We start from the raw sequence: 26,579 nt of genomic DNA on the forward strand, positions 1-26,579 counted from the left end.
GATGGAACCAAATTTAGAAGATTTTCCCAAAGGCTCTAAAATTTCTAGAACAGGTTCTAGAGTGCGAGTTGTTACGCCAAAACAACAAGAACAAATTCGATTAAACTCTAAAAGACGCCGAGTGACGGATATAGAAGGCTATGTATCCCCAGAGGTTCAATTTATATTGAATCTGGCCATAGAAAATACTCAGGAATCACTTGTTCAATACGTATCACTATATCAAGGAAGTAGGACAGGTAAACTCAGACCTGAAGGCTGGCTGCAAAACCCGACCAACTACATAGGGAGAGAGCACATCGACATTCAGAAGTTGGGTGAGATATGGTTTCCTACTATGTGCAGTTGGTTACATTATCGCAAAGTTGTACAAGGTTTTGAGACTGATAGTGAACCACGAGCTGCACTTCATATCCTTTCTGATTACCTTTTCCTGTATTTACCTTGGTGGCTAGAATTAAACTCCGATTCTGATGTTATTTTGCCTTTTGCACCCAAAGATTTTTTAAGAACAGTCTTTGTGGACAAAGATGAAGAAATTAAGCAAAATCCTCTGTCCGTTAAAAAACCGATTACATTAATAGATCTGATTGCCCTAAGAAGAGAAAGTATTGATGGGATTAATAATGTTGTTCGAACTCTGGAGACCTTCTTTGCTTACGTAATTACGAAATTCGAAAGCCATGACAACGTCGTAGGCTCAGCAATGGTTAATCCCTTCAGATTGTTGTTTGATCTTAGAAAATCGAAAGCAAGGAGTAAAACTAACAAACCAGCTTTCTCAGAGAATGTATTTGCGCACATGGTTCTGTACTCACAAGGAGTAGAGGCCTTTGGTGAGTATCTCATGTATATCGGTTATGAAAGGAATGCTTTTAGAGATAAACCTTACGGTGAAAAATATGGTTTCGATACAGCAGCTTATGGATTTATGCCCATAATTTTTTTTAGGGGCAAAGTTTATCCTTTGAAGTGGATTCCAAATTTATATCCTTTTGCTCAAAGAACCATCGCAACACACCCTGCAGGTAAGGCAGGAATTTATGTCAATGGTTCTAAAATCAATCGTGGTAAGAATGGAGTTCGATTTTTACATCTACCTGTTTTAAGCATTCATAGAATAATTATGTGTATGCTTGAGACTGGGTTAAGAGGTCAAAGTGTACAGTGGCTTGATCGAAATACTTGGGATAGCGTCAATACCGTTAAAACTCCAATTGACAAACTATACACTAATGAACCTCCCGAAAAATACACTGACTTATTAGTCAATACAGACAAAACTAAGGACAAACCCTGGACCACACTTATATCTTGGCGTAATAGGCGTTCAATATTAGCTGAACAATATTTTCAGGAATCTTTGGAGGAACTTGATAAAGATACCTTATGTAATTATGAATCCAGAGACAACTCTCGGTTTGATCCAATCCTACCTTTGTTTAGATCATGCAATTCAGTAGGCCCTTGCAGTGACAGTGCGTATTCCAAAAGATGGTTGGAATTTTTATATGGATTCCAAACTTACTACAATTCATTGAATCCGAATAATAACTTTCTAAAATTAATTCATCTGAGCCCCCAAACTCCTGGATTTGGCAGCCTTAATGGACATATTAGTAAAGATAAAAATTTTTCAAAGATTAAAACATCCACGCCCTTCACTCCGCATTCTTGTAGATCTACATATGCAACTCTGAAAGATGGTGATTTTGAGGTTTCAGAAATTTGTGCCCAAATAGGCCATGCTAGTACGGTTGTGACGAATTACTATCAAGTGCCATCTCAAGAAAGTATTCGTTCAAAACTAGAGAAGTTTGAAAAGAAACTCGACATCTCTAAACCATTGGGCGCTGGTGACGTATACATTCATCCTGAAGAGCGCTCCAGCGCTCTCAGAAAGGCCTTTAATGGAAGTAAAGAAGCCACTCTTAATAACTTCGGTTTTATTCCCGGAATTAGCTTTTGGTCTTCAGATCAAAGTCAAGATAATGATGATGCATTAGATTTGCTGATCGACAGTCCTGCGAGTTCACTCAAATGGCATTCGACACATGTATGTCCTGTTGGAAATCAGTGTCCTTCAGATATAGTTCAAAAAATTGGAGGTAATCAAAGATGCGGTCTTTGCAATTTAGCTGCAAAATGTGTGGACCATTTACCCGGGATTGCAGCTAAGAAAAATGAGCTAGTAGAGAGAATTCAGTCTATTACCAAAAGAATAAACACACTCAAGGATTTACAAACTCAAGAGTCTATCAACATTGTTGAACGTTTATATCGTGAGCAAGAACTTGACGCCAGAGAATACACAGGATGGACTTTGTCTGAAGATATACTTAGTCACAAGCTTGAAGACTTAAAAAAGCTCGATAGCAACGGCAATCTTTACCATGTTGACTCTCCAGAAATTGTTAAAAAACACCTAAAGCTAGTTTCAAGAAAGTCTAATGCTAACGAGTTTCTGTTACAAAGAATTTCAGACTCTAATGCATATCCCACCCTTGAGACCAGTGAAATAAGAGCTAAGTCTTCTATGCTTGTACGTAAGCTATTAGCTATGAATAATCAGAAGGAATTAGCGCTCGAGCTTGAAATTGATCCCGGAGATGAGATCAAAGTATTCATGAGCCTCATAAAACCTTTTGCAGAAGCGCACAATCTAGGTTTTGAAGACATATCAAAGCTTTTGCAAAGCTCACGAGCTCAGAATTTGGCTAAAACTAGACCTAAGCTCATCAGCAATCACTTGATGGACAAAAGATAACGATGGGGGCAAGAAAAGGATCTAATAATTTTGGACCGGCAAAGATTCAGTCTGTGGAAGCAAAAGCTAATTTAATCAAATTTATATTGCAGTCTATGTCTAATCAAAAAATGGTGTTTGTTAATTTGAAAGACTTAATCGCATATATATCTCAGCAGACTACGATTCATAGGACTACTCTTAAAAGGAATAAAAGTTATTATAAATTGCTGCTGAATTATTGGTCATTGTTATCTTTGGAATACCAATCTATCAAAATAGAGAAACTCGACAATGTAATGCTCAAGGCTCTTTCAATAAATCTTCAGTTGGAAAACAGTAATTTAAAAAATCAGGTTTCTTTACTGAAGAAATCACTTTCTATTAAATTATCATCTAATTTCGAAGTTGCTAAATCCGAAGATAGGTTAACCCTAAATGAGGATTGGTATTTAGCGTATGCGGATACAGCTAAAGTATTAAAAAGTGTAATTGACAGAATTAATCAGCTTGGAGAAATCTTGATAATAGACCCTAATCTAGGGCAAATTATAGACTTGTCCGCATCACCTAATAACAATGTAGTTGCGAAGGGCAGTATTCTGAAACCATTTATCACCTATTTGCATAAATTAGATGAACAGGAACATTAGGATCAAAAATGATATAATTGGGTCATAAGGAACAAAGTTGCAAATTGCAAATACGTAACTTATGCCTCTGGGGGTGACTTGGATTCGACAGAGGTTGCGAAGCGGTGCAGGGCATACCGAGGATTCAGGTTCCCTCGTAAATCCATCTGAACAAGTATAGTCGCAAACGACGAAACTTACGCTTTAGCCGCTTAATACCGGCTGAACGCTGCACCGAAGGGCTTCTCGGTCGGGCCAGGTAACTGGCAGCAGCGTCATTAAGAGAAGATCGTGGTGTGTTGGGTTACTTAATACATCATTAAATCTAAGGTGACTCGCTTTACCCTTGCTTGCTCGTTGGTGAGTGTACGGTTAAATTAAACAACACAGCTAAGTATGTAGAACTGTCTGTAGAGTGCTTTTGGACGCGGGTTCGAAACCCGCCACCTCCACCACATCAAACCCAACTGAATATTCAGTTGGGTTTTTTACTTTCTGGCGTAAGTACTCTCTGAAACAATCAGAATAACTTAATTTTAAATGTGCACAGTTGTGCACATTTATTCTTCAGGCCTGGTCTAGGTTTAGTGCAAAAATTGCACTCAAGTGTTTAGATAAGGGTTCAATTCCCCCCAGCTCCACCATTTGAAATGTTCAATGCATTGATTTGATTGAACAATGAGCGTAAAACAAAAAGCCACCTTTGGGTGGCTTTTTTGTTTTGCATCTGCGTTAGGATAACTCCATAAATCGGTCTTCAATGAATTGTTTCTCGATTTCATTGCGCTGTTTCTCTGTGCTTAATGCCGCAAGCTGTTCCTCAAGTCTGCGTTTTTGTTGTTCCATTTCATTCAGTTGGAATTGTAGCTCTTTTGTGAATGCATCATTGGCTGATTGCAGTGGGCGATTGTTCATGACCTGTAGTTGCTGTATTTCCTGGCGCAATTCCGCCATGGTGTTTTCAGCCTCTTTGGCTTCTGATCTTGCTTTCATCATCATGGATTGATAGCTTTCAATCCGCTTTCTCATGGCAGCCATTTCGACATTTTCGTCAGCAGACAAATTGTTATTGCGCCGGAGTTGACCAGCCATTTGCTCTAGATGTGTTTGCAATTTATTCAGCTCTTGCAGCACGGGCTCACTCAATCGCTCAGCAATAATGTTATCCGAGGCTTCCGATAGCAATAAATCATCCAGACGATCCCTGATCTCCTGTGCTACTTTATCAAAACGCTGTATGCTATTGATTAACAATGGATCTGATTGTTTATGATTTTCCTCATAATTGGAAAATCTTCTATCCAGAATAGTACAGAGCGTGTCTAGTCGATCGCTGGATGACTCGAGCTCTGTATAGCACTTACCCAGTGCGTTAAAAAACTTTTCCTGCTGTAATGTATTGCTGATGAGCAACTTGACTAATAAAAAGGCGGCACCCAAGCTAACGATAATCCCGGCACCGCTCAGTAATTCACCCCAAGAAAATGGCATCCTATTCTCCTTACAGGAGTTTGATATAAGTAATAAATCCTGTCCCGATTTCTGGTACATGGATTCGATAGTCCATACGGCCAGCATTGCTCTTCAACGACATCTCAAGGCGGGGAAATTGCCGACTGACTATACTTGATCTAGCCAGTTTCAATGGACCATTTTTATGTCCAATTGACATACCCGCACCAAACTCATCCATGAACCTTCTCGCTTCATCTAGTTGGTCGTTACTGGCGCCACCACTGGCGAGTATGGTTTTAAGCATTTCGGGTTTTTCATTATTCAACGCCCACAACAGGCCTACAGCGTTCATTTCCATGATGGCAAGCGCATTGACGGGGGGTGTTTTCCCGTTTTCGCCAAACAATCCAATGAAATTGTTTTCAGTCAAATCCGTTAAGCCCAGTGGAGGGCAGGGCTCTAGCGTAAAAGCCTGACCCTTCAGCATGCTTGAGAGCATTTGATGGCTAGTCGCGAGATTCTCTGGGATAGCCGCAGGCTGCTCAGTGATTCCGCCCACTGGAATGATCTCCAATATTTTTGATCTTAAATCAATGTCTTGAAAGGGTTTGTTAATTACAAATCTTGCACCACTTTGATAAGCCTGATCGATTTTTTCGGCGGCAGATTCCGTGGTCACAAAGCCAATTGGGATTTTTTTTCCGTATGTTTGGCAGACATGCTGACAAAATTCAAGGCCACTGATTTTATGCATGTGCCAGTCAGTAATAATCAAATCAGGGCGATAGCCCTCGAGAATATTCATCGCAGCTTCAGCATCTGTCGCAGTTTGAATTTCGAGCTTTGGATAATTACATCCTTCAATCGCACGTTTGATAATACTTTGTATTGCACGACTATCATCCACAATCAAGAATTTGGCTGCTTCACCCGTCATTGTGCTCATAATGAAAATACCCCTGAAAACTTATGATTATTTACATCGAAGATCACCAGATTCACCAGGTCTTCGTTTGGTTTATCGCTTACAAATAAACGGCTAAATGTTGCCGTTTTTTGGAGTTCAAAGAACTCTTCTAAAGGAATCTCTTTGGGTAGGCCCAATTCACTGTGCTCATCTACAATCAAGCCGCCCCCCATGATATTGCATGTCTCCTTTTTGGCATCTTTGACATCCTCATCGGATAATTCGTCAGAAGATAAGCCAAACATATGAGATGCGATTTTGTGTGCCTCAGCATCATCTAATATCAAACCAATCGCAATCGACTCATGTTGCGGTAATTGGTCAATATAAAGTGGAAGAACAACCGCCATGAGGTTGTCATGATTGTGAAATGTATAGCGCTGACTTTCCTTGAAGTTGAAAGCGGAACCGCTTACAAACGACCAGGAGTCAGATATTTTTTTCACCATTTCCTGTGTAGGCAAAAGCTGCATGTAGCATCTCCAACAATAGGATATTGATGCTAACGCAGCTTAAAAAGGATTGAAGGCTGAATAAATGGTGTAAAAAGCAGGTAAATTTTTCAATTGCCATTCATTGGATTTACGCGGTGAATTAAATGATCCGCTTTAATTTCTTACAAAACTTGTACTTTGCTCGCTTATTCATCTCATCAAAAAAACGGATCTTCCATTCACACCTTACCTTCAGTGAAGCTAAATTTTGTTCACCACACGCAGTCATGCGTAATTTTCTACACTTGCGTGAACGTGGTGGTGCATAGGCCAGTTGTTTTACTTGATAAATGATAGTGCTAGGGACCACCATCTTACCCAATAACCATCTTCTGAGGACAATAGGCTTCAAGTTTAACTGATGGATAAGTTTCTGCTGATCTATGGTCCCTAGGAATTCCCCAATTTTTAAGCACCAGAGCAGGGTGAGTTGCGTTTGTACTTTTGCAATTTGTTTTTCTTCCCTCATTTTCTTCCCTTTTTCTTGTTTGAAAGCTAATACTAGCACTTTGTAAGGTAATGTAAATATTGATTTATTTGCAATCATTTAAAATGTCTTAAGTTTTCATTTAGTAAAGCACCAGTAAACACTCTCTTTAAGTAATCTTCTGGCGGAGTATGTGATGCTTTCTGATAGTAAAGAACTAAATTTCTGTGAAAATGATAACTTATTGAATTTTATTAATTTAACATAATATACATTATGCGAACAAAAAAGGACGAAGCTTCGCCATTTATCAGAAGGCGAAAAACAAAGTTTATTCGCCTTAGATATGTCTTAATAATTATGTTGGGATTGTTAATCTATAAAATAGATTAAATAGATACTTAGCATTACTGCAAAAGCTTAAATACCAAGATTGCATCGCCTTGATTAAAACCGAACAATGAATTACCGCCACTCACCACTGCAATATATTGAATCTGTTTAGCCATATATGTAATTGGTGGCGCATTCACACCATATTGCGAGTGATATTGCCATAACACATCACCATTTTTACTGTTGTATGCAGCAAATGCACCAGTACCCTCACCGCAAAAAAGTAGACCGCCTTCAGTGCTCAGAACACCGCCAACCAATGGTTGATTCGTTTTTCGCTGCCATAAAATATTGCCATCAGTAAGGTTAATTGCACTGAGTACGCCCCATCTAGGGTCGTCTGTGGGTTCACTGGCCGCATAGCGAATAGGTTTTTCGCCCGGATTCACTGTGGTTTCGTGAACGGTATATTTGATCGGGCTATGCATTGCAGCCACATAAACTTTCTGATGTTTTTCATCGAGGCTGACAGGTGACCAGTTGGCACCGCCTAAAATGCCTGGATAGATGACAGTACCTTCTTGACTTGGCTTGGCAAATAAATTGTGTTGTGGCACAAATGGGGCTGACTTGGTCAAGAACTGACCCGTGTTGCGGTCGTGAATGTAAAACCAGCCCGTTTTACTGGCCTGCCCCACGGCAGGAATAGTCTTGCCATGAAATTGATAGTCAAACAGGACTGGTGGGCTTGCGAGATCATAGCCCCAAAGATCGTGAGGGACTTGTTGATAATGCCATTTGTATTGACCGGTTTCGGTATCGAGCGCCACTAAAGAAACTGTATATAAGTTATCGCCTGGGCGCGAAATATCGTTCATTTGTGGAGAGGGATTGCCTGTGCCAAAGTATAGGGTATTGGTTGCGGTATCAATGGCTGGTGTACTCCAGGCTGAGCCCCCGCCAAATTTTGCGGCGTCAGGGTAGTCTTTAAGTGCTGTCCGTTCAGCGGCGGTGTCTCTGTGAAACTGATTGCCATCGGCCGTTTTAGTCACAAACTGCCCTTCCCAACCCTGCTTGGGGATCGTATCAAACTGCCAGACCTGATGACCATCATTCACGTCATAAGCCGCTAAAAAGCCTGGACGGCCATAACGGCCTGTGACGCCGATCACCGCGCCCAAAGGCGCATCACTGCGTGGATTGTCAATATGCAAGCCATAGCCGACACCGGTAATGCCTATCATGACCTTATGATTATAAACAACCGGGGCCATCGCAATGCCTACCCCGGTGCCCCCTGTCACTTTGCGGGTTTTATTGGGGTCATCACCACTTAAGGCGTCCTGGTGCTCGGTGCTCACCTGATTAGCGGCGACATCAATATCCCACTGCTTTGCGCCCGTTTTGGCATCCAATGCAATCAGCCTGGCATCCACTGTACCAATAAACACTTTGCCTTCTGCCACGGCTACGCCACGGTTAGCTGGACCGCAGCACATCGGCCAGTCTGGTTTGCGGTCGTGCGTGTATTTCCATAGCTGTTGACCCGTCGCCGCATCCAGCGCCAACACATGGTTGTAGGGCAAACTGACATACATGACGCCATTGACCACAATCGGAGTGGCTTGAAACGTGGCTTTTACGCCGGTTTCGACCTTCCAGGCGAGCGCAAGCTGGTGAACGTTTTTCTGGTTGATTTGAGACAAAGCAGAGTAACGCTGCGCCTTCAGATTCAAGCCATAGTTAGGCCAATCGACATTTGAGGATGCTGATTTTTCTGGCTTGCTGGCATGCGTACAAGCCATAAGCATGACAGAAAGTGTCACTACAGCACATACCGTCGAAGTGTTGTTTTGCATGATGATAACCCCGGCTATATTTTTAACTATACAGATTAGTATACACCTAAAACTTATCCGGCAACGAGTTCAGCATATCCCTCTGTAAACTCCAGCAACATTCACCTAAATTTTGGATGTGATAAAAAGTTTTCTATCCATGAAACTAATCTGGAGAACGAATGGACTTATACTAGGATCATTTAGTTAATACAATAATTATCATCATGACTTCACCTGTAACATTTGCCTTAAAATTGGCTGAAAAAGGCTACCTCTCTGATGCTTTGATCCGTAAAGGCATTCAGCGCTTGTGCAAATCAAGGCTGGAAGAAATTTCTGAACAGGATTGTGAGCATGCGCAGTCTAGTCTGGTCCAATTTGTGCAGGCAATGGCTCAGGCAGAGATCGCGCCACTGCCTGAAAAAGCCAATGCACAGCATTACGAAGTACCTGCCAATTTTTATCAATATTGTTTAGGCAGCAATCGCAAATACAGTAGCTGTTTCTGGTTGCCGGACACACGTACGCTTGATGAAGCCGAGCAACTTGCGCTTACGCAAACCTGTGCACATGCCCAGTTGCATGATGGTCAACATATCTTAGAGTTGGGTTGCGGCTGGGGTTCGCTGACGCTATGGATGGCCAGCCATTATCCGCAGGCGCAGATTACGGGGGTCTCAAACTCCGCTTCGCAGCGTGAATATATTATGGGTCAGGCAAAAGCGCGTGGTCTGTCAAACATTCATATCCTCACTGCAGACATGAATGTGTTTGATACCGAGCAAACTTACGACCGCATTGTTTCGGTTGAAATGTTTGAACATATGCGCAACTACCAAGTGCTCTATGGCAAAGTAGCGCGCTGGCTGAAGCCGGGTGGTTTGTTTTTCAAGCATATTTTTGTCCACCGCTACACCCCTTATGCTTTTGATGTCAAAGCGGAAGATGATTGGATGAGCCAGTATTTCTTTAGTGGTGGCATGATGCCTAGTGATGATTTGCCGCTGTATTTTCAGGATGATTTGAAACTGTTAGACAAATGGCGCTGGGATGGTACGCATTATGAAAAAACGGCGAACGCCTGGCTGCAACTGATGGACCAAAACCATCAAGCACTGACCCCTGTCCTGGCGTCTATCTATGGCCAGGCCGATGCAGAAATGTGGCGTCAACGTTGGCGGATTTTTTTCATGGCCTGCGCAGAACTGTTCGGTTACAACCATGGCCAGACCTGGTGGGTCAGCCACTATTTATTTGCCAAACGATAATCTGAAAGATTAAATATGACCAATAAGAAATTGATTATATTTAATTTTATTTCTTTTCAAGTGATCTGGTGGCTGTGCATATTGTCCGCTAAACCCGGCTTGAGTACAGCCGTTTTCGCTGCAGTGCTGCTCTATACCCTGCTGCATTTATCGCTGGTCGAGGGTTGGGCGCAAACGTTGCCGCTCTTATTGACGGCAGTCATTGGCGCAGTGGCAGACCAATTTGCATATAAGTTGCAATGGATCCTATTTGAAAACCATACGCAGTGGTTGGCCTACATCCCGCTCTGGATGTTGGCCTTATGGCTTGCCTTTGCCACCACGCTGAACGTCAGTATGCGCTGGTTACAACATAAATATGCCTTGGCGTTCATGCTGGGGGCAGTGTTCGGCCCCCTTGCTTATTTAGGGGCTGAAAGTGTGGGGGCCATTCAATTACCAGGCCTTTACAGCCTGGCCTGGTTTGCCTTTGAATGGGCCACTCTGTTACCACTCATGCTGTGGTTACGTCATCGCTTTAACCAGTCTCTCGCTTTGGAGCAAACATGATTTATTACTACGCGCTGATCGCGATTGTGTTGTTTGCACTTTGCGGCTGGTTCTTAAGTTTTATCACCAAACACTACAGCCATGTGGATAGCATGTGGAGCCTGTTCTTTGCCATCACGGCCTATGTCACCGCCATATTCATGCAAGACCTTTCATTCCGCGCCTGCCTGGTGCTGTTCGCAGTGACCTTATGGTCGCTAAGGTTGAGTATTTTTTTAACCTGGCGCAACTGGGGCAAAGAAGATCATCGATATGACACGATACGCAAAAACAATGAGCCTTATTTCTGGTTGAAAAGCCTTTACATTGTGTTCGCTTTTCAGGCGCTGCTGGCCTGGATCATTTCTTATCCACTGTTCGCGGCCATCTCAAGCACTGCTGCCTTGAATTGGCTGGACCTGGCCGGTGTATTGTTATTTGTGCTCGGTCTATATTGGGAGGTGGTGGCGGACTTGCAGCTCACACGATTCAGGGCTTCCGCCGGACATCAAACCCAGGTACTGAATACTGGTTTATGGCGCTACAGCCGCCACCCAAACTACTTTGGCGAGTGTCTGATCTGGTGGGGATTTGCACTGTTGGCGGCGTCATCAGCGAGCTATTGGGTTTGGGTGTCTCCGCTTTTGATGACGTTCTTGCTGTTAAAAGTCAGTGGTGTGAGTTTGATGGAGCAGACTATCCACAGCCGTCGTCCCGGGTATGCCGAATATGTCAAAAATACCAATGCATTTATTCCCGGGATCCCCAAGCGAGCTGAAAAATGAAAACTAAGGTTACCACGCGACACACTTTAACTGGCCTAGCGCTGTTATTCGCTATTCCCCTACAGGCGCAGGAGTGGTCATTTGAGGTCTACCTGGACCAGCAAAAAATTGGGACGCACACCTTTAGCCTGGATCAGAACCAATTGCAAAGCCGCGCCAATTTCAAGGTCAAAGTGCTGTTTATTAATGCCTATCGCTACCAGCACCAGGCCGATGAACAGTGGCAAGGCAACTGCCTGTCTCAACTGACGGCACACACCGAGGAAAATAAAGAAATCACCGACGTCAAAGGGGCGATACAAAATAATCAGTTTGTACTTGAGAAAAATGGCAGTGCGCAAACCCTGCCAGGCTGTATCATGACCTTTGCTTACTGGAATCCCGAAATACTCAAGCAATCCCGTTTACTTAACCCACAAAATGCAGAATATCTGGATGTGACTGTCACGGATGAAGGCAGCAAAACTATAGAGGTGAAAGGTCAGACCACCCTCACCCATCAATACCGGCTCAATGGCCGCTTAAAGGGTAAAGACAAACTGAAAATTACGCTTTGGTACGATCAGCAACAGCAGTGGGTGGCGTTGGAGTCGATTACGCCAGAAGGCTATAAAATTAAATATAAACTTATTTAATCAATATGTTGAATAAATTATTTAAAGTGATTTGTATAATGGGTATTTTTTCTCTGACCGCTTGCCAAAACTTGCCTCCGATTAAAACCGTTGAGCAAGTGGATTTGGACCGTTTTATGGGTGACTGGTATGTGATTGCAGCGATCCCGACTTTCATTGAAAAGGATCCTTACAATCCGGTTGAGCGCTATGAAAAGACTTCGGATGGCAGTATTGCCACTACTTTCACCTTTAATCAGGGCAGCTTCACAGGCCCACTTAAAGTCTATCACCCGACGGGTTTTATTGTGCCGGGCACTGGCAATGCCGAGTGGCACATGCAGTTTGTGTGGCCGTTCAAATCAGAATACCTGATTGCTTACCTGGACCAGGATTACCAGCATACGATTATTGCGCGTAACAAACGGGATTATGTCTGGCTGATGTCGAGGAAACCAACACTGGATCATGCCAGTTATGAACAATTGGTCGCTAGAATCCGGGCCATGGGCTACGACACCAGCAAGCTAGAGGTTTTCAAGCATCAACCACAATAAAAGGGTGAGTTGTTGATCAAACAAACATCACCATACGCGCAACAGGCGACGCGTATTTGAGAGAGGACGAATCATGCAACACAGAATCACCGGGCTGCTATGGCGGCTCATTGGCTGGCTGGATAACCAGCGCTACCAGCCGCCAGCCAGTGCGCATGCGGAGAGCATAGACTGGTGGCGGGTGCTGCCGTTTGTTGGCCTGCATCTTGCCCTGATTGCTATATATTGGGTGGGCTGGAGTCCTTTTGCGGTGGCCTTTGCCATCGGGCTTTATTTGATCCGCATGTTTGCGATTACCGGCTTTTATCACCGCTATTTTGCCCACAAGACCTTTCAAACCTCGCGCGCTGGACAGTTCTTATTTGCCTTGATTGGAGCCACTGCAGTACAGCGCGGTCCTTTGTGGTGGGCCGCCCACCACCGCAGTCATCATGTGCATGCAGATCAGCCGCAAGATATCCATTCCCCACACCAGCATGGCTTGCTGTGGAGTCATTTAGGCTGGTTTCTGAGCCATGCCAATTTCAAGACGCAATTAGAGCGTGTGCGTGAATTGACGCGTTTTCGTGAACTCTGCTGGTTGGACCGTTTTGACAGCCTGGTGCCGCTCGCACTGGCTTTAGGCATCTTTTTACTGGGGACTACGCTGGCACATTATGCGCCACAATTACAAACCAACGGCTGGCAGTTACTGGTGTGGGGCTTTGTGGTGTCCACCGTGGCGCTTTATCACGCCACTTTTTGTGTCAACTCCTTGGCGCATGTCTGGGGTAGCCGCCGTTATGCCACGCGCGACCACAGTCGCAATAACTGGCTGATTGCCCTGCTGACGCTGGGGGAAGGCTGGCACAACAATCATCATCATTTTCCGGGTTCGGTCAAACAAGGTTTTTACTGGTGGGAGATTGATTTGACCTATTACGGACTGAGAATAATGGCTGCATTGGGGTTAATCTGGAATTTAAAGCAAGTGCCAGTTGAGGTGCGCGATCAGCATCATCAGGAAAGGCCGCTGTAATGGGATTAAAGATTGCCATTATCGGCGGCGGTATCGCTGGTAATACCCTTGCCTATTATTTGCATCAGCAGCATGACATCACCCTGTTTGAAGCTAACGACTACATCGGTGGCCATACGCACACACATGAGGTGACGGTTGGTGGCCAGAAGCATGCGGTAGATACTGGCTTTATTGTATTTAACGATAAAACCTATCCTGAGTTTGAGCGCATTTTGCGTGAAACGGGTGTCGTCTGGCGTGACAGCAATATGAGCTTTAGCGTGCGCAACGAAGTCAGCGGGCTGGAATATAACGGTACGACGTTAAACAGTCTGTTTGCCCAGCGCCGCAACTTACTGTCTCCAGCGTTTTACCGCATGATTCTGGATATCTTGCGCTTTAACAAAACCTCACTGGCCCTGCTCGCTGCAGGCGATGAAATTCCGCTGGGTGACTATTTAAAACAGCAGGGATATTCAAGCCAATTCATCCGCGACTACATCGTGCCTATGGGGGCCGCGATCTGGTCAACTGATGCCGAACAGATGTTGCAGTTCCCTGCCCGCTTCTTTGTGCGCTTTTTTCACCATCACGGCATGCTCACGGTAGACCAGCGGCCGCAGTGGCGCACCATCGTCGGCGGATCTGCGCGCTATCTGGAAAAAATCACTGCCGGCTATCGTGACCGCATCCAGCTTAATGCAGCAGTGCAGGCTGTGCAACGCGATGCACAGGGCGTCAGCGTGACCACGCAAAACGGGCAATCACAGCGGTTTGATTTTGTCTTTTTTGCCTGCCACAGTGATGAAGCCTTGCAGATATTGGGCGCTGAGGCCACAACGGCCGAGCGCGACATCCTAGGCGCCATTCCCTATCAGGATAACACGGTATATCTGCATACGGATGCCCGTCTGATGCCGCAACGCAAGCTAGCCTGGGCGGCGTGGAACTACCACGTTACGGCGCAAGCGACAGACAAGGTGCAGGTCACCTATAACATGAACATCCTGCAAGGCATCCAGTCCAGCGAGCCTTTACTGGTCACCTTGAACTACACCGATGCCATCGCGCCAGACAAGGTGATTAAAAAGCTGCACTACCGCCATCCTTTGTACACGCTGGCAGGCGCCCAGGCACAAGCCCGCCATGCCGAGATCAGTGGCAAACACCGGACTGGCTATGCCGGCGCCTACTGGCGCAACGGTTTTCACGAGGACGGCGTGGTCAGTGCACTGGCGGCCATACAACATTTTCAGGCGATGCATTTATGAGTCCCCCCGCCGCATTGCAAACAGACTGCTTGCAAAGTGCCATTTATACAGGTTGGGTGAGCCATCAACGGCTACAGCCAACCCTGCATGGTTTTCGCTACCGGCTGTTTATGTTGTATCTGGATCTGGATGAATTGCCAAAGCTTTTTAAAAACAATCGCTTATGGTCTTATCTTAAACCAAATCTGGCTTATTTTCGGCGCCAGGACTATCTGGGGCCCAGCCACGAGCCGCTGGATGTCAGCGTGCGTAACCTGGTTGAACAGGAAACCGGGCAGCGTCCATTAGGTCGCATCGGCTTGCTGACGCATTGCCGTTACTGGGGCATTTGCTTTAATCCCGTGAGTTTTTATTACTGCCACGATGAGCAAGGCCAGTTACAAGCGATTGTGAGCCACATTACCAATACTCCATGGAAAGAACGGTTTGCTTATGTGCATGCCATGAATACGGCCGAGAATGGTGTATTCAGTCTCAAAAAAGACTTTCATGTTTCGCCATTTATGCCTATGGATATCCAGTATCAATGGCAATTTTCATTGCCGGCGAAAGTCCTCAACGTGCATATGCAAAACTGGCGAGATCAACAGTCCATGTTTTTTGCCACCTTGAAATTACACAGACAGCCCTGGCAGGCGGCTACTTTGAATCGCCTGTTATGGCAGTACCCGTGGATGACACTGAAAGTGATTGCCGCGATTTATTGGCAAGCCTTGCGGCTTTGGCTCAAAAAAGTGCCGTTCTATCCCCATCCTGATCAAAATACCTGACGGTGAATTGAATACTATGAATACCCTTCCCAGCCCTTCATCCTTGCCAACGGACACCCTGACCAAACCGCTCAAGGCCAAAAGCCGCGCCAAATGGGTAGCGCAACTGGCCAAATCGCAGGTGCTCAAACGCTTGTCAGGACTGCAGATTGGCCAACTTACGCTTGTGGATGGTACAGAAACGCATGTGTTTGGCCAGGCACAACCAGACCAGATTCAAGCCAGCATTACCGTGCTTGATGCGCGTTTTTATGGAGAAATTGCATTTGGCGGCAGCATTGGTGCGGGGGAGGCGTATATGCTGGGCTACTGGCAAGCAGACACATTAACAGATGTGATCCGCCTGATGGTGCTTAACCAATCTGTCATGGACACACTGGAAGGCGGCTATCAATGGCTAAGCAAGCCCGTGCTCAAACTGTTTCACTGGCTCAATAGCAACAGCGAGGCAGGCAGCAAAAAGAATATTGCCGCGCACTATGATCTCGGTAATGACTTGTTCCAGTTATTTCTGGACCCGACCATGATGTATTCCTCTGCCATGTTTGACACGGAACCCGCTAGTTTACAAGCGGCTTCTGAGCGTAAGTTACAGGTTATTTGTGAGAAATTACAGCTTAGCGCAAACGATCGCGTGATTGAGATTGGTACGGGATGGGGCGGCTTCGCCATCTATGCGGCCAAGCACTATGGTTGCCATGTGACCACCACCACCATTTCGCAGCAACAATATGCGTTGGCTCAAAGCAGAATCGCGGAAGCAGGACTGCAAGACCGCATCACGCTGCTCAAGCAGGATTACCGTCATCTGCATGGGCAATACGACAAACTGGTTTCAATCGAAATGATAGAAGCGGTCGGTCATCAATACTACGACACGTATTTCAACAAAGTCAGCCAGTTATTGAAGCCCAACGGTGTTGCATTGATTCAGGCTATTACAATTGCGGATCAGCGTTATGACAGTGCCATCCGCTCCGTGGATTTTATCCAGCGCTATATTTTTCCAGGCTCGAATATTCCATCGAACACTGCCATGCTGGCAAGCATGACCCGCGCCAGCGACTTGCGGCTGGTGGACTTGCAGGATATTGGCCTGGACTATGCCACCACCTTGCGTCTATGGCGGGAAAACTTTTTTGCCAATATCGATGCCATACAGCGGCTGGGCTATAGCGAGACCTTTATTCGCATGTGGGATTTTTACCTGAGTTACTGCGAGGGTGGCTTTGCAGAATGCGCGCTGGGCGACGTGCATTTGCTTTTGGCCAAACCTGGTTATCGTCAGCTTAAGCGCGTGGCCTAAAGCAGCGCATGCTCCGGCCATGATAAACTTGGCGGCATGAGTACACATGCAGTCTTGGAGTGGCGCAATGGCCTGCCCTACTCCCCCCAATTCGATGATGTTTATTTTTCTGTCAGTCCCGAGCATCCGCAGCATGGGCTGGCAGAAACCCGTTATGTGTTTTTGCAGCATAACCATTTGGCTGAACGCTGGCAGCAGCTCCCGGCCGACACAGCGAGTCATTTTGTCATTGTAGAGACGGGCTTTGGCAGCGGCCTCAATTTTCTGGCGACTCTCAAGCTCTGGCGTGACACCGCCCCTGCTCACGCCCACCTGCATTTTGTCAGCGTCGAAATTGCGCCCTTCACCTTGCAGGATTTGCGAACCGCGCATGCGCATTTTCCAGAACTGGCCGAAGCAAGCGCGGCACTCTGCGCACAATATCACTTGTTACAACCAGGCATTAACCAGCTTGAGCTACCTTCCTTCTCGGCCAGCCTGACCTTGTTTATCGGGGACAGTGCGCATTATTTGCCACAGCTCTCCTTGAAGGCAGATGCCTGGTTTCTCGATGGCTTTGCGCCGGCCAAAAACCCGCAAATGTGGCAACCTTATTTATTTGCAAGCATGGCCACCTGTGCGCACGCAGGCACTACGTTCGCCACCTTTACCAGTGCGGGCGTGGTCAAGCGCGGCTTGCAAGCGGCCGGATTTGCAGTCCAAAAAACTAAAGGCTTTGGCAACAAGCGTGAAATGTTATGTGGAAATTGGCCCACGACGACGGCACCAGCGATCAACCCGCTGCCTAAAGTGGCCATCATAGGTGCAGGCATTGCGGGCTGCAGCACAGCCAATCAATTGACGTCGCTCGGCTGTGAAGTGCATATGTTTGAGCGTTCGGAGCAAGTCGCTACGGGGGCCTCTGGCAATCCCAGAGGCATGCTCTATCCCAGGCTCAATGCCGAAAAACCGATGAATGACCAGCTCGCCTGGCGTAGCTATAGTTATAGCCTGCGGCATTATGCGCAGCTCAATCTGGGCGACGACGGCTTCCAGAGCGTCGGGTTATTACAACTCGGTGGCAGCCCACGTGAACATAAACGCGTGCAAAAAGTTGCCGCCCGCTATGAACAGCTAGGCGTCGATACGCCACTGCTCCACAAAATGACGGCAGCAGCAGCCAGCGAATGCGCGGGCGTTCAGATTGGCCATGAGTGCTTATATTTCCCGCACGGGGCTTGGGTCAATCCGGTGCGGGCTTGCCAGCAGATGGTGAAGCAGCCAAAAATTAGGCTGCATTTAGCGCAGGCGGTCGACAAGCTTTCACGCATTTCTTCCGGCTGGCAGCTATTCAGTGATAGCAGCCCCTTGGGCATGTTTGATGCCGTGGTGGTGTGTAATGCGGCTGAAGCGGCAGCTTTAATTCCTGAGAGTGGGATGTGGGTCAATCCGGTACGTGGACAAATGGGGGTGATTGCCGCGCAACCGGCGATGCAACCCTTGCGTACCATCTTGTGTGGGGATGGCTATCTAACCCCAGCGTATCAAGGAACGCATGCCATGGGGGCCACCTTTGCGCCAGGCGAGACGGATACCAGCGTGCGTGCTGAAGATAGCGAGCAAAATCTGCATATGGTGAGCACGCTCAGCCCACAATTTGGTCCAGTGGCGCACACGGCCGTGATCTCGGCACGGGCTTCGCTACGCTGTGGCTCGCCGGATTATTTACCCTATGTGGGTCCGCTTTTGCCGTTACAACACTTGATGGACAGTCATGCGTCCGTCAACAGCTTCGCTGACTTGCCCGCTGCACAAGGGTTGTATGTGCATGCAGCGCACGGTAGCAAAGGCCTGATGACAGCCCCTTATTGTGCAGCCTTACTAGCCAGACGCATGCTGCAAGACTTTGGCCATACCTTGCCACAACTCTCTGAGGATACTTTTTGGCTAGGTCTGCATCCGCAGCGGTTATTGTTTAAACAGGCCGGCTGGAAGCCATTGCTACAGCCGTTTAGTGAGCAAGAGAAAATATGACTGATCAGCTAGCCAAACTTCAGCAGCAGCTCAGCCGCACGCCATATGACCCGGAACTGCATTACGAGCTGGGACGGTATTACTTGCAAACCAAGCAAGCCAATGCGGCGGAAAGCGCTTTTCAGCACGCCCTGCAACTGGTGCCAGAACATCCGCAGATATTGATGCAACTCGGTAATGTGGCTAGCCTGCGCGGAGATGAAACTTTGGCAGCCACCTTTTTCAGGCGTTCACTGGCACAAGACAAGCAGCAGGCCGATGTGCATTTTAATCTGGCCAATAGCCTGCGCAAACTTGGGCAAACCGCGCTCGCCATCCAGCACTACCAGCAATCATTGCAACTGGATCCGCAAGATGCGGAATGCCATAACAATTTGGGCAATGCCTACCGTGAGCAAGGCCAGCTGGACTTGGCAGTGGCTTCCTATGCGCGTGCCCTGCAATTAAATCCCAAACTGCTGCACGCAAAGGTGCATTGGATCCATCAAAAACAGCATATGGCTGACTGGCAAGGGCTTGAGCAAGCCATTGAAGAGGTGCGTCACGCGTTACAGGCGCTGCCTCAGGCACAAATCCCGCCATTTGCCTTTCTGGCCATGCCAGGCACCACGGATCAGGAGCAGTTAGCCTGTGCCAGCCGTTGGGCGCAACAACATTACGCGCACATCCAACCACTGGCTGCGCCAGCGGCCAAATCAGCAGGTGCGCGCATCAAAGTGGCTTATCTATCCTCGGATTTTCGTAAACACCCCCTGGCTTATTTGGTCACTGAGGTCATCGCTGCACACCATCGCGAGCAGTTTGAAATACTGTTATATAGTAATAGCCACAATGATCAGTCTGCCGAATGGCACGCTTTTCATGCGGCCGCAGATCAGTGGCTGGAAATCAGCAACATGACAGACGAAGCGGTGGCGCAGCATATGCGCGCAGCGGAGATTGACCTGCTGGTAGACTTAACCGGCTTTACTCAACGCAGTCGCAGTGGCGTCGCCGCTTATAAACCGGCGCGCAAGCACGTCAACTGGTTGGGGTATCCCGGCAGCATGGGCATGCTTAATGGGGTACCGCTATACGATGCGATTATCGTGGATGAAATCTTGGCAGAAGTGGCCTTGGCGGAGAAAGCGATCATATTGCCCTGCTATCAACCGAATAATGCACGTCGACCCACTACAGACGCAGGTAGCCGCCACTCACATGGTTTGCCAGCGCAAGGCTTTGTGTTCTGCTGCTTTAACCAGAGTTTCAAGATTACGCCTGAGGTGTTTGCCTGCTGGATGCGGATTTTAAAACAGGTCCCAGGTAGCGTATTGTGGCTGCTCGAAGGTAATGTCTGGGCAGCCAAGCATTTGACAAATGCCGCCATGGCACTGGGCGTCGCTGCTGATCGTTTGATTTTCGCGCCGCGCACCAGTATCGAGCAACACATCGCCAGGCAGCAGCATGCAGATTTAATGCTGGACACCGCACCCTACAATGCCCATACCACTGCTAGTGACGCGCTGTGGCAAGGCATTCCTTTGCTCACCGTGCAAGGCAGCACCTTCCCGGCACGCGTCAGCGCAAGTTTGCTCAAACAACTCGGCTTGGAGGAGTGTATTTGCCAGGATTGGCAGGCTTTGGAGCAACGTGCGGTCATGCTGGCACAAACGCCAGCAGCATTAGCCGCCATCAAAGCGCGCTTGCAACAGCATGCCAATCGCCTGTTTAGCCCGGACAACTTCTGCCGCCAGCTTGAGCAGGCGTATCAGCAATTGCTTTTATCCGGCGGCTGAATCTTCCGTCTCAGCGGTGCTGACTGACAATACGCCAGCGGCAATAATACAGAGGCCGCCCATCATTTCTGTCACAGACATCGTTTCATGTGCCAAAAAGTAGGCGGCGATGGCGGCGACAATCAACTCGGTCATAAATAACACTGAGGCTTGAATGGCCGGGATTTTGGTGACGCCATACTGGACAAGCAAGGTGGCAGAAACCAGTAGCAATGCGATCAACACCAACCAAAGCCCCATCATGGGTGTCACATCCGTGACAAATGCAAAGCCATTCACCCCATTGAGCCAGAGTAGTACCAACATAGATAAGCCAAATACGCCCAGCCACACCAGCATGCCTTTTGCCGCAACTGAGAGGTGGGTGGAGTAACGGGTAATCACATTGGTCAGCGAAAAACCAATGCCGGCGGATAACGCTAACCAATCTGAGGTGGATTGTGGCCACGGCCAAATCCATAGGCCGTCTGTCAGCATCAAGGTCGCACCAAGCAAAGACAAGCCTATCGCCGCCAGTTGCGGCAGATGCCAGGGCTCATGCAACCAGATTCTGGCCAACAGCAGCGTCCACAATGGCGAAAGATAAAACAGCAACATAACCCGCATGACCTCCCCATCAATCACCGCCAGCACATAGGCGAGATTGGTCCAGCCCGCCACCAGACTTAAGCCATAAGCTGAAAAAGGAATCTGCGAGATATACGCTGACCGCCGCCAGAACAGCAGCATACCAATTACCAAGGCCACGAAATAACTCAGTACGCTGGATTGCACGCCAGACAGACCGACCTCATTCAGCAGGCGGTAAGGGTACCAAATCACGCCCCAGCACAAGGCGCCATACACCAGCGCCAAAGATGCCCACTTTTTTTGCTGCGAAGCTTTTTGTTTATGCGAAAGCGTCACTTATAATACACACCTATGAATCCACATTTAAATCTTCTCCAGCCCTACCCTTTTCAACGTCTGCGCGACTTGTTTCAAGGACTGACGCCGAATCCTGAGTATTGCCACGTTAACCTGTCTATCGGTGAGCCCAAGCACACCACGCCAGCCATCATTTCTGAAGCACTGGCGAACAACCTGAGTGGACTGGCCAGCTATCCTACCACAATCGGCGTAGCGGCCTTGCGTGAAGCCATCAATCAATGGCTACAGCGCCGCTACCAGATCCCGGCACTCAATATCGATAAAGCCATCTTGCCGGTTAATGGCAGCCGCGAAGCATTATTCGCCTTTGCGCAAGCGGTGATAGACAACACGGGCTCACAAGTGCCAGTGGTCATCTCGCCCAATCCGTTTTACCAGATTTACGAAGGTGCTGCATTTCTGGCAGGCGCCCAGCCCTACTTTATCAATACCACCCTCGAGAACGACTTTGTGATGGACCTCACGCAAGTCCCTAGTGATGTGCTGAAGCGCACGCAATTGGTATTTGTCTGCAGTCCCGGTAATCCTTCCGGTAAAGTCATGGACATTGCGGCCTGGAAAACACTGTTTGAACTCTCTGATCAATACGGATTTGTGATTGCCTCAGACGAATGCTATTCGGAAATCTATTTTGATGAAGCGCAGCCGCCCGTTGGTGCCTTGCAAGCCGCGCATCAACTTGGTCGCGACTTTAAACGAATTGTCATGTTCAGCTCACTGTCCAAACGGTCAAATGTGCCTGGCATGCGCTCTGGCTTTGTCGCAGGGGATGAAGAGATTGTAGAAAAGTTTGCGGTATACCGCACTTACCATGGCTGCGCCATGAATCCCGCCGTACAAGCTGCAAGTATCGTGGCCTGGAATGACGAAGCGCACGTTCAACACAACCGCGCACTTTACAGTGAAAAATTTGCGGCCGTCACACCACGGTTGCAAACTGTCTGGCCACAAACGCAACTACCTGATGCCGCATTTTACCTGTGGATCAATACCGAGCAAGATGATACTGCTGTAGCCAAACAGCTCTATCAAGACCTGAATATCACCGTGCTGCCGGGCTCATTCCTTGCCCGTGAAGCGCATGGCGTCAATCCTGGACAAAGTTTTATTCGAATGGCTCTAGTAGCGTCCAACGAAGAAACAATTGCCGCAGCGCAACGGATTGCTCACTTTTACAATCAACGCTAGGTGTAAACAAAAAAGCCAGTTGCAATCATGCAACTGGCTTTTTCATGCGCGAAAAAATCAAGCAAGTTTTCTGCGGACGATCAGACCGAGCATACCCAAACCCATCAACATTAATGCATTAGACTCTGGTTCTGGCACTGGAGATGCGCCGATTGCAGTTTGACCACTAATAGACCCCAAGGCTGAACTAAAAGAGCCTTTTGCATCCAATACCGCCGAGTTAAAAGACAAAGTGTAACTGCCTGAAATAAAGGAGGTATAACCCAATGCAAACTGGTTGGTTGCAGTGTTTTTGTTTAAACTCAAGACCACATCGCCAGCAGCATTTTTAATATCCAGAACTGTTGCCGAGCTTGACATAGCATAGCCACTTAACACAAAGCTTCCAGTTTCATTAATCGCTGGAATGGCAATCCCTTTGGTTTGATTAAATGAATAGGTGGCTGCAAAAGCGCCTGTAGACATTCCAAGAAACGCCAGGCCGATAATACTGTTTTTAAATAATTGACGCATGATGATCACTCCAAAAAGGAAATAGAATTAGGCTGATTTTGTTTTGCCAAAAGCAACAGCAACTGCTAGCAAGCCAAACAACATCATCATATTGGTCTCAGGCTCTGGCACTGGCGCTGCTGGGATGAAGGTGCCCAGTGTGGTCGTATATTGGCCAGTCCATGCGCCCAACGCAGTCACATTCAAGTTATATAAACCTGGCGCAAAGTTAGTGGTATTAAATTCCCACGTATCAGTAATAAAGTTCTGTGTGAAAGAGTAATTGGCAGGACCTGACAAGGTGACTGCAGAAATCCCCAAACCATCAAAAGAGGCATTGAATAATGTGTCAACCACATTGATAGAAAATGTTTGCGAGCCAGTATTTGAAATATTCGTAGTAGTTGAGGTCGCAGACGCCGCGCCTGTAAACATTAAAGCACTCGCGGCAACGAAGCTGTAGATAATTTTTTTCACAATCCATCTCCCAAATAAAAATAAACTTGACAGGTGAATAATGCGGTAAAACCAGACCGTGCGATATGACCCACATGGGCTAATCCAATAAAAAAAGGCCATGTAAAACATGGCCTTTTCTAATTTAAAACAAATTACTGTTTTTTACGACGTGAGATCAATCCCATTAAACCCAAGCCGAGACCAATCATTGCTGTGGTTTCTGCCTCAGGCACTGGGGAAGTGACTACCTCGAATCCACCAGAAAAACTTGCATTTGAGCTGTAGGAGTTACCAAAAACAGTCAAAGTGTAGTTACCTGCTGCCAGTGCATTGTTAGAAAACGAGAAGGAATCTGTCGTCTTAGTACGTGGTGAACCCAATGACGTTATCACTTCATTGTCAGCTTTAATCAAGCTACCTGTGGATAACAAGATGTCTGTAATATCAAAACCAGCGGCCTTAGTCGATCCAATGCTTCTAAATACTGAGTCAACTTGACCTGTCAAAGAACCAACATTCCCTGACAAAATACTAAAATTAACAGTATATGAAAAAGAACCTGGGGCAATGTTGCTTTGATTTAAACCATATACTGCAGCATTTGCACTCACACTCAAAGTAGAAGCGACTGCTGCGAGCAAAACCGTTTTCAGATGACGGGTTAACATACTAAATCTCCTTAGTTGATCCTTGATTATGCGGATTTACGACGGTAACCAACTAGACCAAACAAACCCAAGCCCAGCATCATCATGCCGTATGCTTCTGGTTCAGGAACAGGTAAGGCTGTGGTTGAAACTGCAAAGCTACCAGCATAAGTATCACTCGAGAATGCTTTACCTTTTACAGTCAGAATATAATTACCTGCAGTCAAATTCAGTGCAGAGAAGTTAAACGTTTTGGTGTAGGCCAACCAGCTTGAGTCACCCGCTACATCATCATCAGTTAACGTGTAGCTGGATGTGAAAGCACCGCTACTCAGAGTGATTGATGACACATTTGTTCCGATAAGAGAGCCTGTGTCGGTAAAAAGGTCATACGAACTGGTCAAATTACCAAACAAGCTTGCAGTGTAACCATTGCCGACACTGAAAGAATAGGTGTTGGTGAAATTGCCTGCAGCCACACTGGTATTCAGGCTGTAAGCAGCTGCACCAGCATTAGAGATCAAACCAGCGCTCAAAAACAACGCAGCGATCACTTTTTTAGTGGAAAACACTGTAGTCATGAACTACTCCTCAAGATATAAAATAAATTGTAAAACGTAAAAACCACTCAAATTAGCAAAATAAATCCAGCAAAGACTTATTCAAATCTTTTCCTACGTGCAATGAAACCCATCAGGCCCAAACCCAATGCTGCCAGGGCTGCCGTCTGTGGTTCAGGAACAGCAGTCACACCCAGGCTGTAGCCACCACCGTTTTTCAGTGTCGTACCAGAAACTGACAGTGTGTAGTTTCCTGTCGACAGCAAACTAATCCAGTCAGTAGATACTGTGTTTTGGGTGGATGTCGTTGCACTCCAAACCAGAATAGGAATCACAAATACGCTGCTGTTAGTGGAGCCAGTTGTCGTCGTTCCACTCGTTGTGCTACCAGAAGGAGCTGTCAGTGTCACATTCAAGTTACTAAAGCCGGTATTTGATACACCACAAAAAATCAATAGTGCACAACCAACAGATTTAGAGTTGGTATAGTTCAAAGATGCGGACAGCGAGTTGAATTCTTGCAGACGCTGAGAATTCAAATTAAAGGTGTAATTATCAGTGAAAGTCTTGTTGCCTGCATAAGACTTGCTAACGTTAAAGTCTCCATCTGCAAACAAATCAGATGAAATGTTGGTAGACGTTGTTGAGGGTATGCTGGAAGAAGGTGTTCCAGCATATGCAAAGCCGTTTACAGTTAATAATCCAGCCAGGACTAAAGATGTTGTTAATTTCATTTGAGCTCTCCCATGTACGCAATATAAAAAATCAGCTAATCAACAAATTAAGCTGAAGTTTTCTTGCGATATGCGATGCGGCCAATAGCCGCCAAGCCTAACAACATCATCAGATTGGTTTCTGGCTCAGGCACTGGAAGCGCCGTAATGTTCATTTTAAGGGAGTATTGACCGCCGAGCAGACCTGTGGTCAAACCAGACACCTTAAAGGAATAAGCACCACTCGTCAGGCTGTTTAAGTTGGTTACTAGTTGATTGGCTGAGTTGTATAAGCCATATGTTAGAGAACTGTCATCAATATCATACAGTTGATAAGTTAAAAATCCGCTAGGGGTTGGAACACCAAACTGGAACTCTTTCTCAGTCACTTGATAGCTCACTTTACCTGGACCAGTCAAAGTAAAGTTAAAGAGATCATTAAAAGTAACACTCGCACCATTCGTACCGGATGGCGCAGTAATAATCAAATTGGTACTCCCTGCACCCAACGTTGCAGTTGCGGCGCTTGCATTGGTAGCAAAACCAGATACAAGCAATGTTGCTAATGCAAAACCTGTCAATTTACTCACTTTAATTCTCCTCAATGTTATTAATACAATATATAAATTCTTTTATTCGTAAAACTACCCATTTGGGCTAATACTTACTCTAATCAAACTCAAAGCACTTACTGCCATTTATTATTTATTATCGCAGCAAGAAATATACCAATATTACAAAAATATTAAAATGTTGATTTTAAACATTTTATTTTTAAAATATTGGCTAAAAAGTGCTTTTA

26 protein-coding genes and 1 other RNA gene are annotated in these 26,579 nt (G+C 46.5%); 15 read left to right on the top strand and 12 right to left on the bottom strand.

The annotated features are described in order from the left end of the window. Position 1 precedes the first annotated feature (1 nt). The 3 genes from INP77_RS00490 (at position 2) to ssrA (ending at position 3,833) form a co-directional block, all read left to right on the top strand. Entirely contained in the window at positions 2–2,767 is a 2,766-nt protein-coding gene (locus tag INP77_RS00490) for a site-specific integrase (protein WP_194746760.1), read from the top strand. 2 nt (positions 2,768–2,769) lie between these two features. After that, the gene (locus INP77_RS00495) at positions 2,770–3,399 is read left to right on the top strand and encodes a hypothetical protein (protein WP_194746761.1); all 630 of its coding nucleotides are present in this window, start codon (positions 2,770–2,772) and stop codon (positions 3,397–3,399) included. Between the two features lie 69 nt (positions 3,400–3,468). Then, positions 3,469–3,833: a transfer-messenger RNA gene (gene ssrA, locus INP77_RS00500) on the top strand. 277 nt (positions 3,834–4,110) lie between these two features. Here ssrA and INP77_RS00505 read toward each other — a convergent pair. The 5 genes from INP77_RS00505 to INP77_RS00525 all read right to left on the bottom strand — a co-directional run bounded on the left by INP77_RS00505 (position 4,111) and on the right by INP77_RS00525 (position 8,916). Continuing rightward, on the bottom strand, positions 4,111–4,929 hold the full coding sequence (locus INP77_RS00505; RefSeq protein ID WP_194746762.1) for a hypothetical protein: 819 nt from the start codon (positions 4,927–4,929) through the stop codon (positions 4,111–4,113). Further along, positions 4,880–5,779 carry a response regulator gene (locus tag INP77_RS00510; RefSeq protein WP_194746763.1) on the bottom strand — a complete coding sequence of 300 codons (900 nt, stop codon included), beginning with the start codon at positions 5,777–5,779 and terminating at the stop codon, positions 4,880–4,882. The genes INP77_RS00505 and INP77_RS00510 overlap by 50 nt, the downstream gene beginning before the upstream one ends. Then, positions 5,776–6,273 (bottom strand): hypothetical protein, encoded by a 498-nt coding sequence (locus INP77_RS00515; protein WP_194746764.1) that lies wholly within the window; start codon positions 6,271–6,273, stop codon positions 5,776–5,778. Before INP77_RS00515 ends, INP77_RS00510 begins: the two co-directional genes overlap by 4 nt. 121 nt (positions 6,274–6,394) lie before the next feature. Continuing rightward, positions 6,395–6,841 (bottom strand): hypothetical protein, encoded by a 447-nt coding sequence (locus INP77_RS00520; RefSeq protein ID WP_194746765.1) that lies wholly within the window; start codon positions 6,839–6,841, stop codon positions 6,395–6,397. Positions 6,842–7,128: 287 nt separating this feature from the next. Continuing rightward, entirely contained in the window at positions 7,129–8,916 is a 1,788-nt protein-coding gene (locus INP77_RS00525) for a PQQ-binding-like beta-propeller repeat protein (protein WP_194746766.1), read from the bottom strand. A gap of 206 nt (positions 8,917–9,122) precedes the next feature. On the opposite strand from INP77_RS00525, the gene INP77_RS00530 reads away from it, so the two are divergent. From INP77_RS00530 to INP77_RS00580, 11 genes are all read left to right on the top strand, one after another. After that, on the top strand, positions 9,123–10,166 hold the full coding sequence (locus INP77_RS00530) for a cyclopropane-fatty-acyl-phospholipid synthase family protein (RefSeq protein WP_194746767.1): 1,044 nt from the start codon (positions 9,123–9,125) through the stop codon (positions 10,164–10,166). A gap of 15 nt (positions 10,167–10,181) precedes the next feature. Next, positions 10,182–10,715 carry a DUF2878 domain-containing protein gene (locus INP77_RS00535; protein ID WP_194746768.1) on the top strand — a complete coding sequence of 178 codons (534 nt, stop codon included), beginning with the start codon at positions 10,182–10,184 and terminating at the stop codon, positions 10,713–10,715. Further along, positions 10,712–11,479, top strand: a complete 768-nt coding sequence (locus INP77_RS00540) for a DUF1295 domain-containing protein (protein WP_194746769.1) — start codon at positions 10,712–10,714, stop codon at positions 11,477–11,479. The genes INP77_RS00535 and INP77_RS00540 overlap by 4 nt, the downstream gene beginning before the upstream one ends. Then, positions 11,476–12,114 carry a DUF6134 family protein gene (locus tag INP77_RS00545; protein ID WP_194746770.1) on the top strand — a complete coding sequence of 213 codons (639 nt, stop codon included), beginning with the start codon at positions 11,476–11,478 and terminating at the stop codon, positions 12,112–12,114. The genes INP77_RS00540 and INP77_RS00545 overlap by 4 nt, the downstream gene beginning before the upstream one ends. Positions 12,115–12,152: 38 nt before the next feature. Further along, complete coding sequence (locus tag INP77_RS00550) at positions 12,153–12,650, top strand: lipocalin family protein (RefSeq protein WP_228518623.1); 498 nt, start codon at positions 12,153–12,155, stop codon at positions 12,648–12,650. A 73-nt stretch (positions 12,651–12,723) separates the two neighbouring features. After that, complete coding sequence (locus tag INP77_RS00555) at positions 12,724–13,668, top strand: acyl-CoA desaturase (RefSeq protein ID WP_194746772.1); 945 nt, start codon at positions 12,724–12,726, stop codon at positions 13,666–13,668. After that, positions 13,668–14,921 carry an NAD(P)/FAD-dependent oxidoreductase gene (locus tag INP77_RS00560; protein ID WP_194746773.1) on the top strand — a complete coding sequence of 418 codons (1,254 nt, stop codon included), beginning with the start codon at positions 13,668–13,670 and terminating at the stop codon, positions 14,919–14,921. Before INP77_RS00555 ends, INP77_RS00560 begins: the two co-directional genes overlap by 1 nt. Next, the gene (locus tag INP77_RS00565) at positions 14,918–15,691 is read left to right on the top strand and encodes a DUF1365 domain-containing protein (RefSeq protein WP_194746774.1); all 774 of its coding nucleotides are present in this window, start codon (positions 14,918–14,920) and stop codon (positions 15,689–15,691) included. Before INP77_RS00560 ends, INP77_RS00565 begins: the two co-directional genes overlap by 4 nt. A gap of 16 nt (positions 15,692–15,707) precedes the next feature. Next, positions 15,708–16,997, top strand: a complete 1,290-nt coding sequence (locus INP77_RS00570; protein WP_194746775.1) for a cyclopropane-fatty-acyl-phospholipid synthase family protein — start codon at positions 15,708–15,710, stop codon at positions 16,995–16,997. 36 nt (positions 16,998–17,033) lie between these two features. Next, positions 17,034–19,010 carry a bifunctional tRNA (5-methylaminomethyl-2-thiouridine)(34)-methyltransferase MnmD/FAD-dependent 5-carboxymethylaminomethyl-2-thiouridine(34) oxidoreductase MnmC gene (gene mnmC, locus INP77_RS00575; RefSeq protein ID WP_194746776.1) on the top strand — a complete coding sequence of 659 codons (1,977 nt, stop codon included), beginning with the start codon at positions 17,034–17,036 and terminating at the stop codon, positions 19,008–19,010. Beyond that, positions 19,007–20,788: a tetratricopeptide repeat protein gene (locus tag INP77_RS00580; protein WP_194746777.1), complete on the top strand. Its 1,782-nt coding sequence runs from the start codon at positions 19,007–19,009 to the stop codon at positions 20,786–20,788. The genes mnmC and INP77_RS00580 overlap by 4 nt, the downstream gene beginning before the upstream one ends. Here INP77_RS00580 and INP77_RS00585 read toward each other — a convergent pair. Beyond that, positions 20,774–21,694, bottom strand: coding sequence for a DMT family transporter (locus tag INP77_RS00585; protein ID WP_194746778.1), 921 nt, complete (start codon positions 21,692–21,694; stop codon positions 20,774–20,776). The two genes, INP77_RS00580 and INP77_RS00585, sit on opposite strands and share 15 nt — an antisense overlap. A gap of 15 nt (positions 21,695–21,709) precedes the next feature. Here INP77_RS00585 and dapC point away from each other — a divergent pair, with 15 nt between their 5' ends. Then, entirely contained in the window at positions 21,710–22,906 is a 1,197-nt protein-coding gene (gene dapC / locus INP77_RS00590; RefSeq protein ID WP_194746779.1) for a succinyldiaminopimelate transaminase, read from the top strand. 57 nt (positions 22,907–22,963) lie between these two features. On the opposite strand, the gene INP77_RS00595 is transcribed toward dapC, so the two are convergent. The 6 genes from INP77_RS00595 to INP77_RS00620 form a co-directional block, all read right to left on the bottom strand. Then, positions 22,964–23,419 (bottom strand): FxDxF family PEP-CTERM protein, encoded by a 456-nt coding sequence (locus INP77_RS00595; protein WP_194746780.1) that lies wholly within the window; start codon positions 23,417–23,419, stop codon positions 22,964–22,966. Between the two features lie 27 nt (positions 23,420–23,446). After that, a complete protein-coding gene (locus tag INP77_RS00600) occupies positions 23,447–23,875 on the bottom strand; it encodes a PEP-CTERM sorting domain-containing protein (protein ID WP_194746781.1) in 429 nt (142 codons plus the stop codon). 134 nt (positions 23,876–24,009) lie between these two features. Further along, positions 24,010–24,525 (bottom strand): FxDxF family PEP-CTERM protein, encoded by a 516-nt coding sequence (locus INP77_RS00605; protein WP_194746782.1) that lies wholly within the window; start codon positions 24,523–24,525, stop codon positions 24,010–24,012. 26 nt (positions 24,526–24,551) lie between these two features. Continuing rightward, positions 24,552–25,085, bottom strand: coding sequence for an FxDxF family PEP-CTERM protein (locus INP77_RS00610; RefSeq protein ID WP_194746783.1), 534 nt, complete (start codon positions 25,083–25,085; stop codon positions 24,552–24,554). Positions 25,086–25,162: 77 nt separating this feature from the next. Beyond that, positions 25,163–25,798, bottom strand: coding sequence for an FxDxF family PEP-CTERM protein (locus INP77_RS00615; RefSeq protein ID WP_194746784.1), 636 nt, complete (start codon positions 25,796–25,798; stop codon positions 25,163–25,165). Positions 25,799–25,845: 47 nt separating this feature from the next. Then, positions 25,846–26,367, bottom strand: a complete 522-nt coding sequence (locus INP77_RS00620) for an FxDxF family PEP-CTERM protein (protein WP_194746785.1) — start codon at positions 26,365–26,367, stop codon at positions 25,846–25,848. Positions 26,368–26,579: the final 212 nt, after the last annotated feature.

Origin of the sequence: Methylophilus sp. 13 (genome assembly GCF_015354335.1) — a bacterium.
In the GTDB taxonomy this organism is placed as follows: domain Bacteria; phylum Pseudomonadota; class Gammaproteobacteria; order Burkholderiales; family Methylophilaceae; genus Methylophilus; species Methylophilus glucosoxydans.

Coding starts and splice junctions, on each gene's coding strand:
- INP77_RS00495 (WP_194746761.1), top strand. CDS start 2,770: ATGGGGGCAAGAAAAGGATCTAATAATTTTGGACCGGCAAAGATTCAG.
- INP77_RS00510 (WP_194746763.1), bottom strand. CDS start 5,779: ATGAGCACAATGACGGGTGAAGCAGCCAAATTCTTGATTGTGGATGAT.
- INP77_RS00560 (WP_194746773.1), top strand. CDS start 13,668: ATGGGATTAAAGATTGCCATTATCGGCGGCGGTATCGCTGGTAATACC.
- INP77_RS00595 (WP_194746780.1), bottom strand. CDS start 23,419: ATGCGTCAATTATTTAAAAACAGTATTATCGGCCTGGCGTTTCTTGGA.
- INP77_RS00505 (WP_194746762.1), bottom strand. CDS start 4,929: ATGTACCAGAAATCGGGACAGGATTTATTACTTATATCAAACTCCTGT.
- INP77_RS00555 (WP_194746772.1), top strand. CDS start 12,724: ATGCAACACAGAATCACCGGGCTGCTATGGCGGCTCATTGGCTGGCTG.
- INP77_RS00530 (WP_194746767.1), top strand. CDS start 9,123: ATGACTTCACCTGTAACATTTGCCTTAAAATTGGCTGAAAAAGGCTAC.
- INP77_RS00535 (WP_194746768.1), top strand. CDS start 10,182: ATGACCAATAAGAAATTGATTATATTTAATTTTATTTCTTTTCAAGTG.
- INP77_RS00610 (WP_194746783.1), bottom strand. CDS start 25,085: ATGACTACAGTGTTTTCCACTAAAAAAGTGATCGCTGCGTTGTTTTTG.
- INP77_RS00615 (WP_194746784.1), bottom strand. CDS start 25,798: ATGAAATTAACAACATCTTTAGTCCTGGCTGGATTATTAACTGTAAAC.
- INP77_RS00605 (WP_194746782.1), bottom strand. CDS start 24,525: ATGTTAACCCGTCATCTGAAAACGGTTTTGCTCGCAGCAGTCGCTTCT.
- INP77_RS00570 (WP_194746775.1), top strand. CDS start 15,708: ATGAATACCCTTCCCAGCCCTTCATCCTTGCCAACGGACACCCTGACC.
- INP77_RS00525 (WP_194746766.1), bottom strand. CDS start 8,916: ATGCAAAACAACACTTCGACGGTATGTGCTGTAGTGACACTTTCTGTC.
- INP77_RS00550 (WP_228518623.1), top strand. CDS start 12,153: ATGGGTATTTTTTCTCTGACCGCTTGCCAAAACTTGCCTCCGATTAAA.
- INP77_RS00545 (WP_194746770.1), top strand. CDS start 11,476: ATGAAAACTAAGGTTACCACGCGACACACTTTAACTGGCCTAGCGCTG.
- INP77_RS00520 (WP_194746765.1), bottom strand. CDS start 6,841: ATGATTGCAAATAAATCAATATTTACATTACCTTACAAAGTGCTAGTA.
- INP77_RS00565 (WP_194746774.1), top strand. CDS start 14,918: ATGAGTCCCCCCGCCGCATTGCAAACAGACTGCTTGCAAAGTGCCATT.
- dapC (WP_194746779.1), top strand. CDS start 21,710: ATGAATCCACATTTAAATCTTCTCCAGCCCTACCCTTTTCAACGTCTG.
- INP77_RS00540 (WP_194746769.1), top strand. CDS start 10,712: ATGATTTATTACTACGCGCTGATCGCGATTGTGTTGTTTGCACTTTGC.
- INP77_RS00580 (WP_194746777.1), top strand. CDS start 19,007: ATGACTGATCAGCTAGCCAAACTTCAGCAGCAGCTCAGCCGCACGCCA.
- INP77_RS00490 (WP_194746760.1), top strand. CDS start 2: ATGGAACCAAATTTAGAAGATTTTCCCAAAGGCTCTAAAATTTCTAGA.
- INP77_RS00515 (WP_194746764.1), bottom strand. CDS start 6,273: ATGCAGCTTTTGCCTACACAGGAAATGGTGAAAAAAATATCTGACTCC.
- mnmC (WP_194746776.1), top strand. CDS start 17,034: ATGAGTACACATGCAGTCTTGGAGTGGCGCAATGGCCTGCCCTACTCC.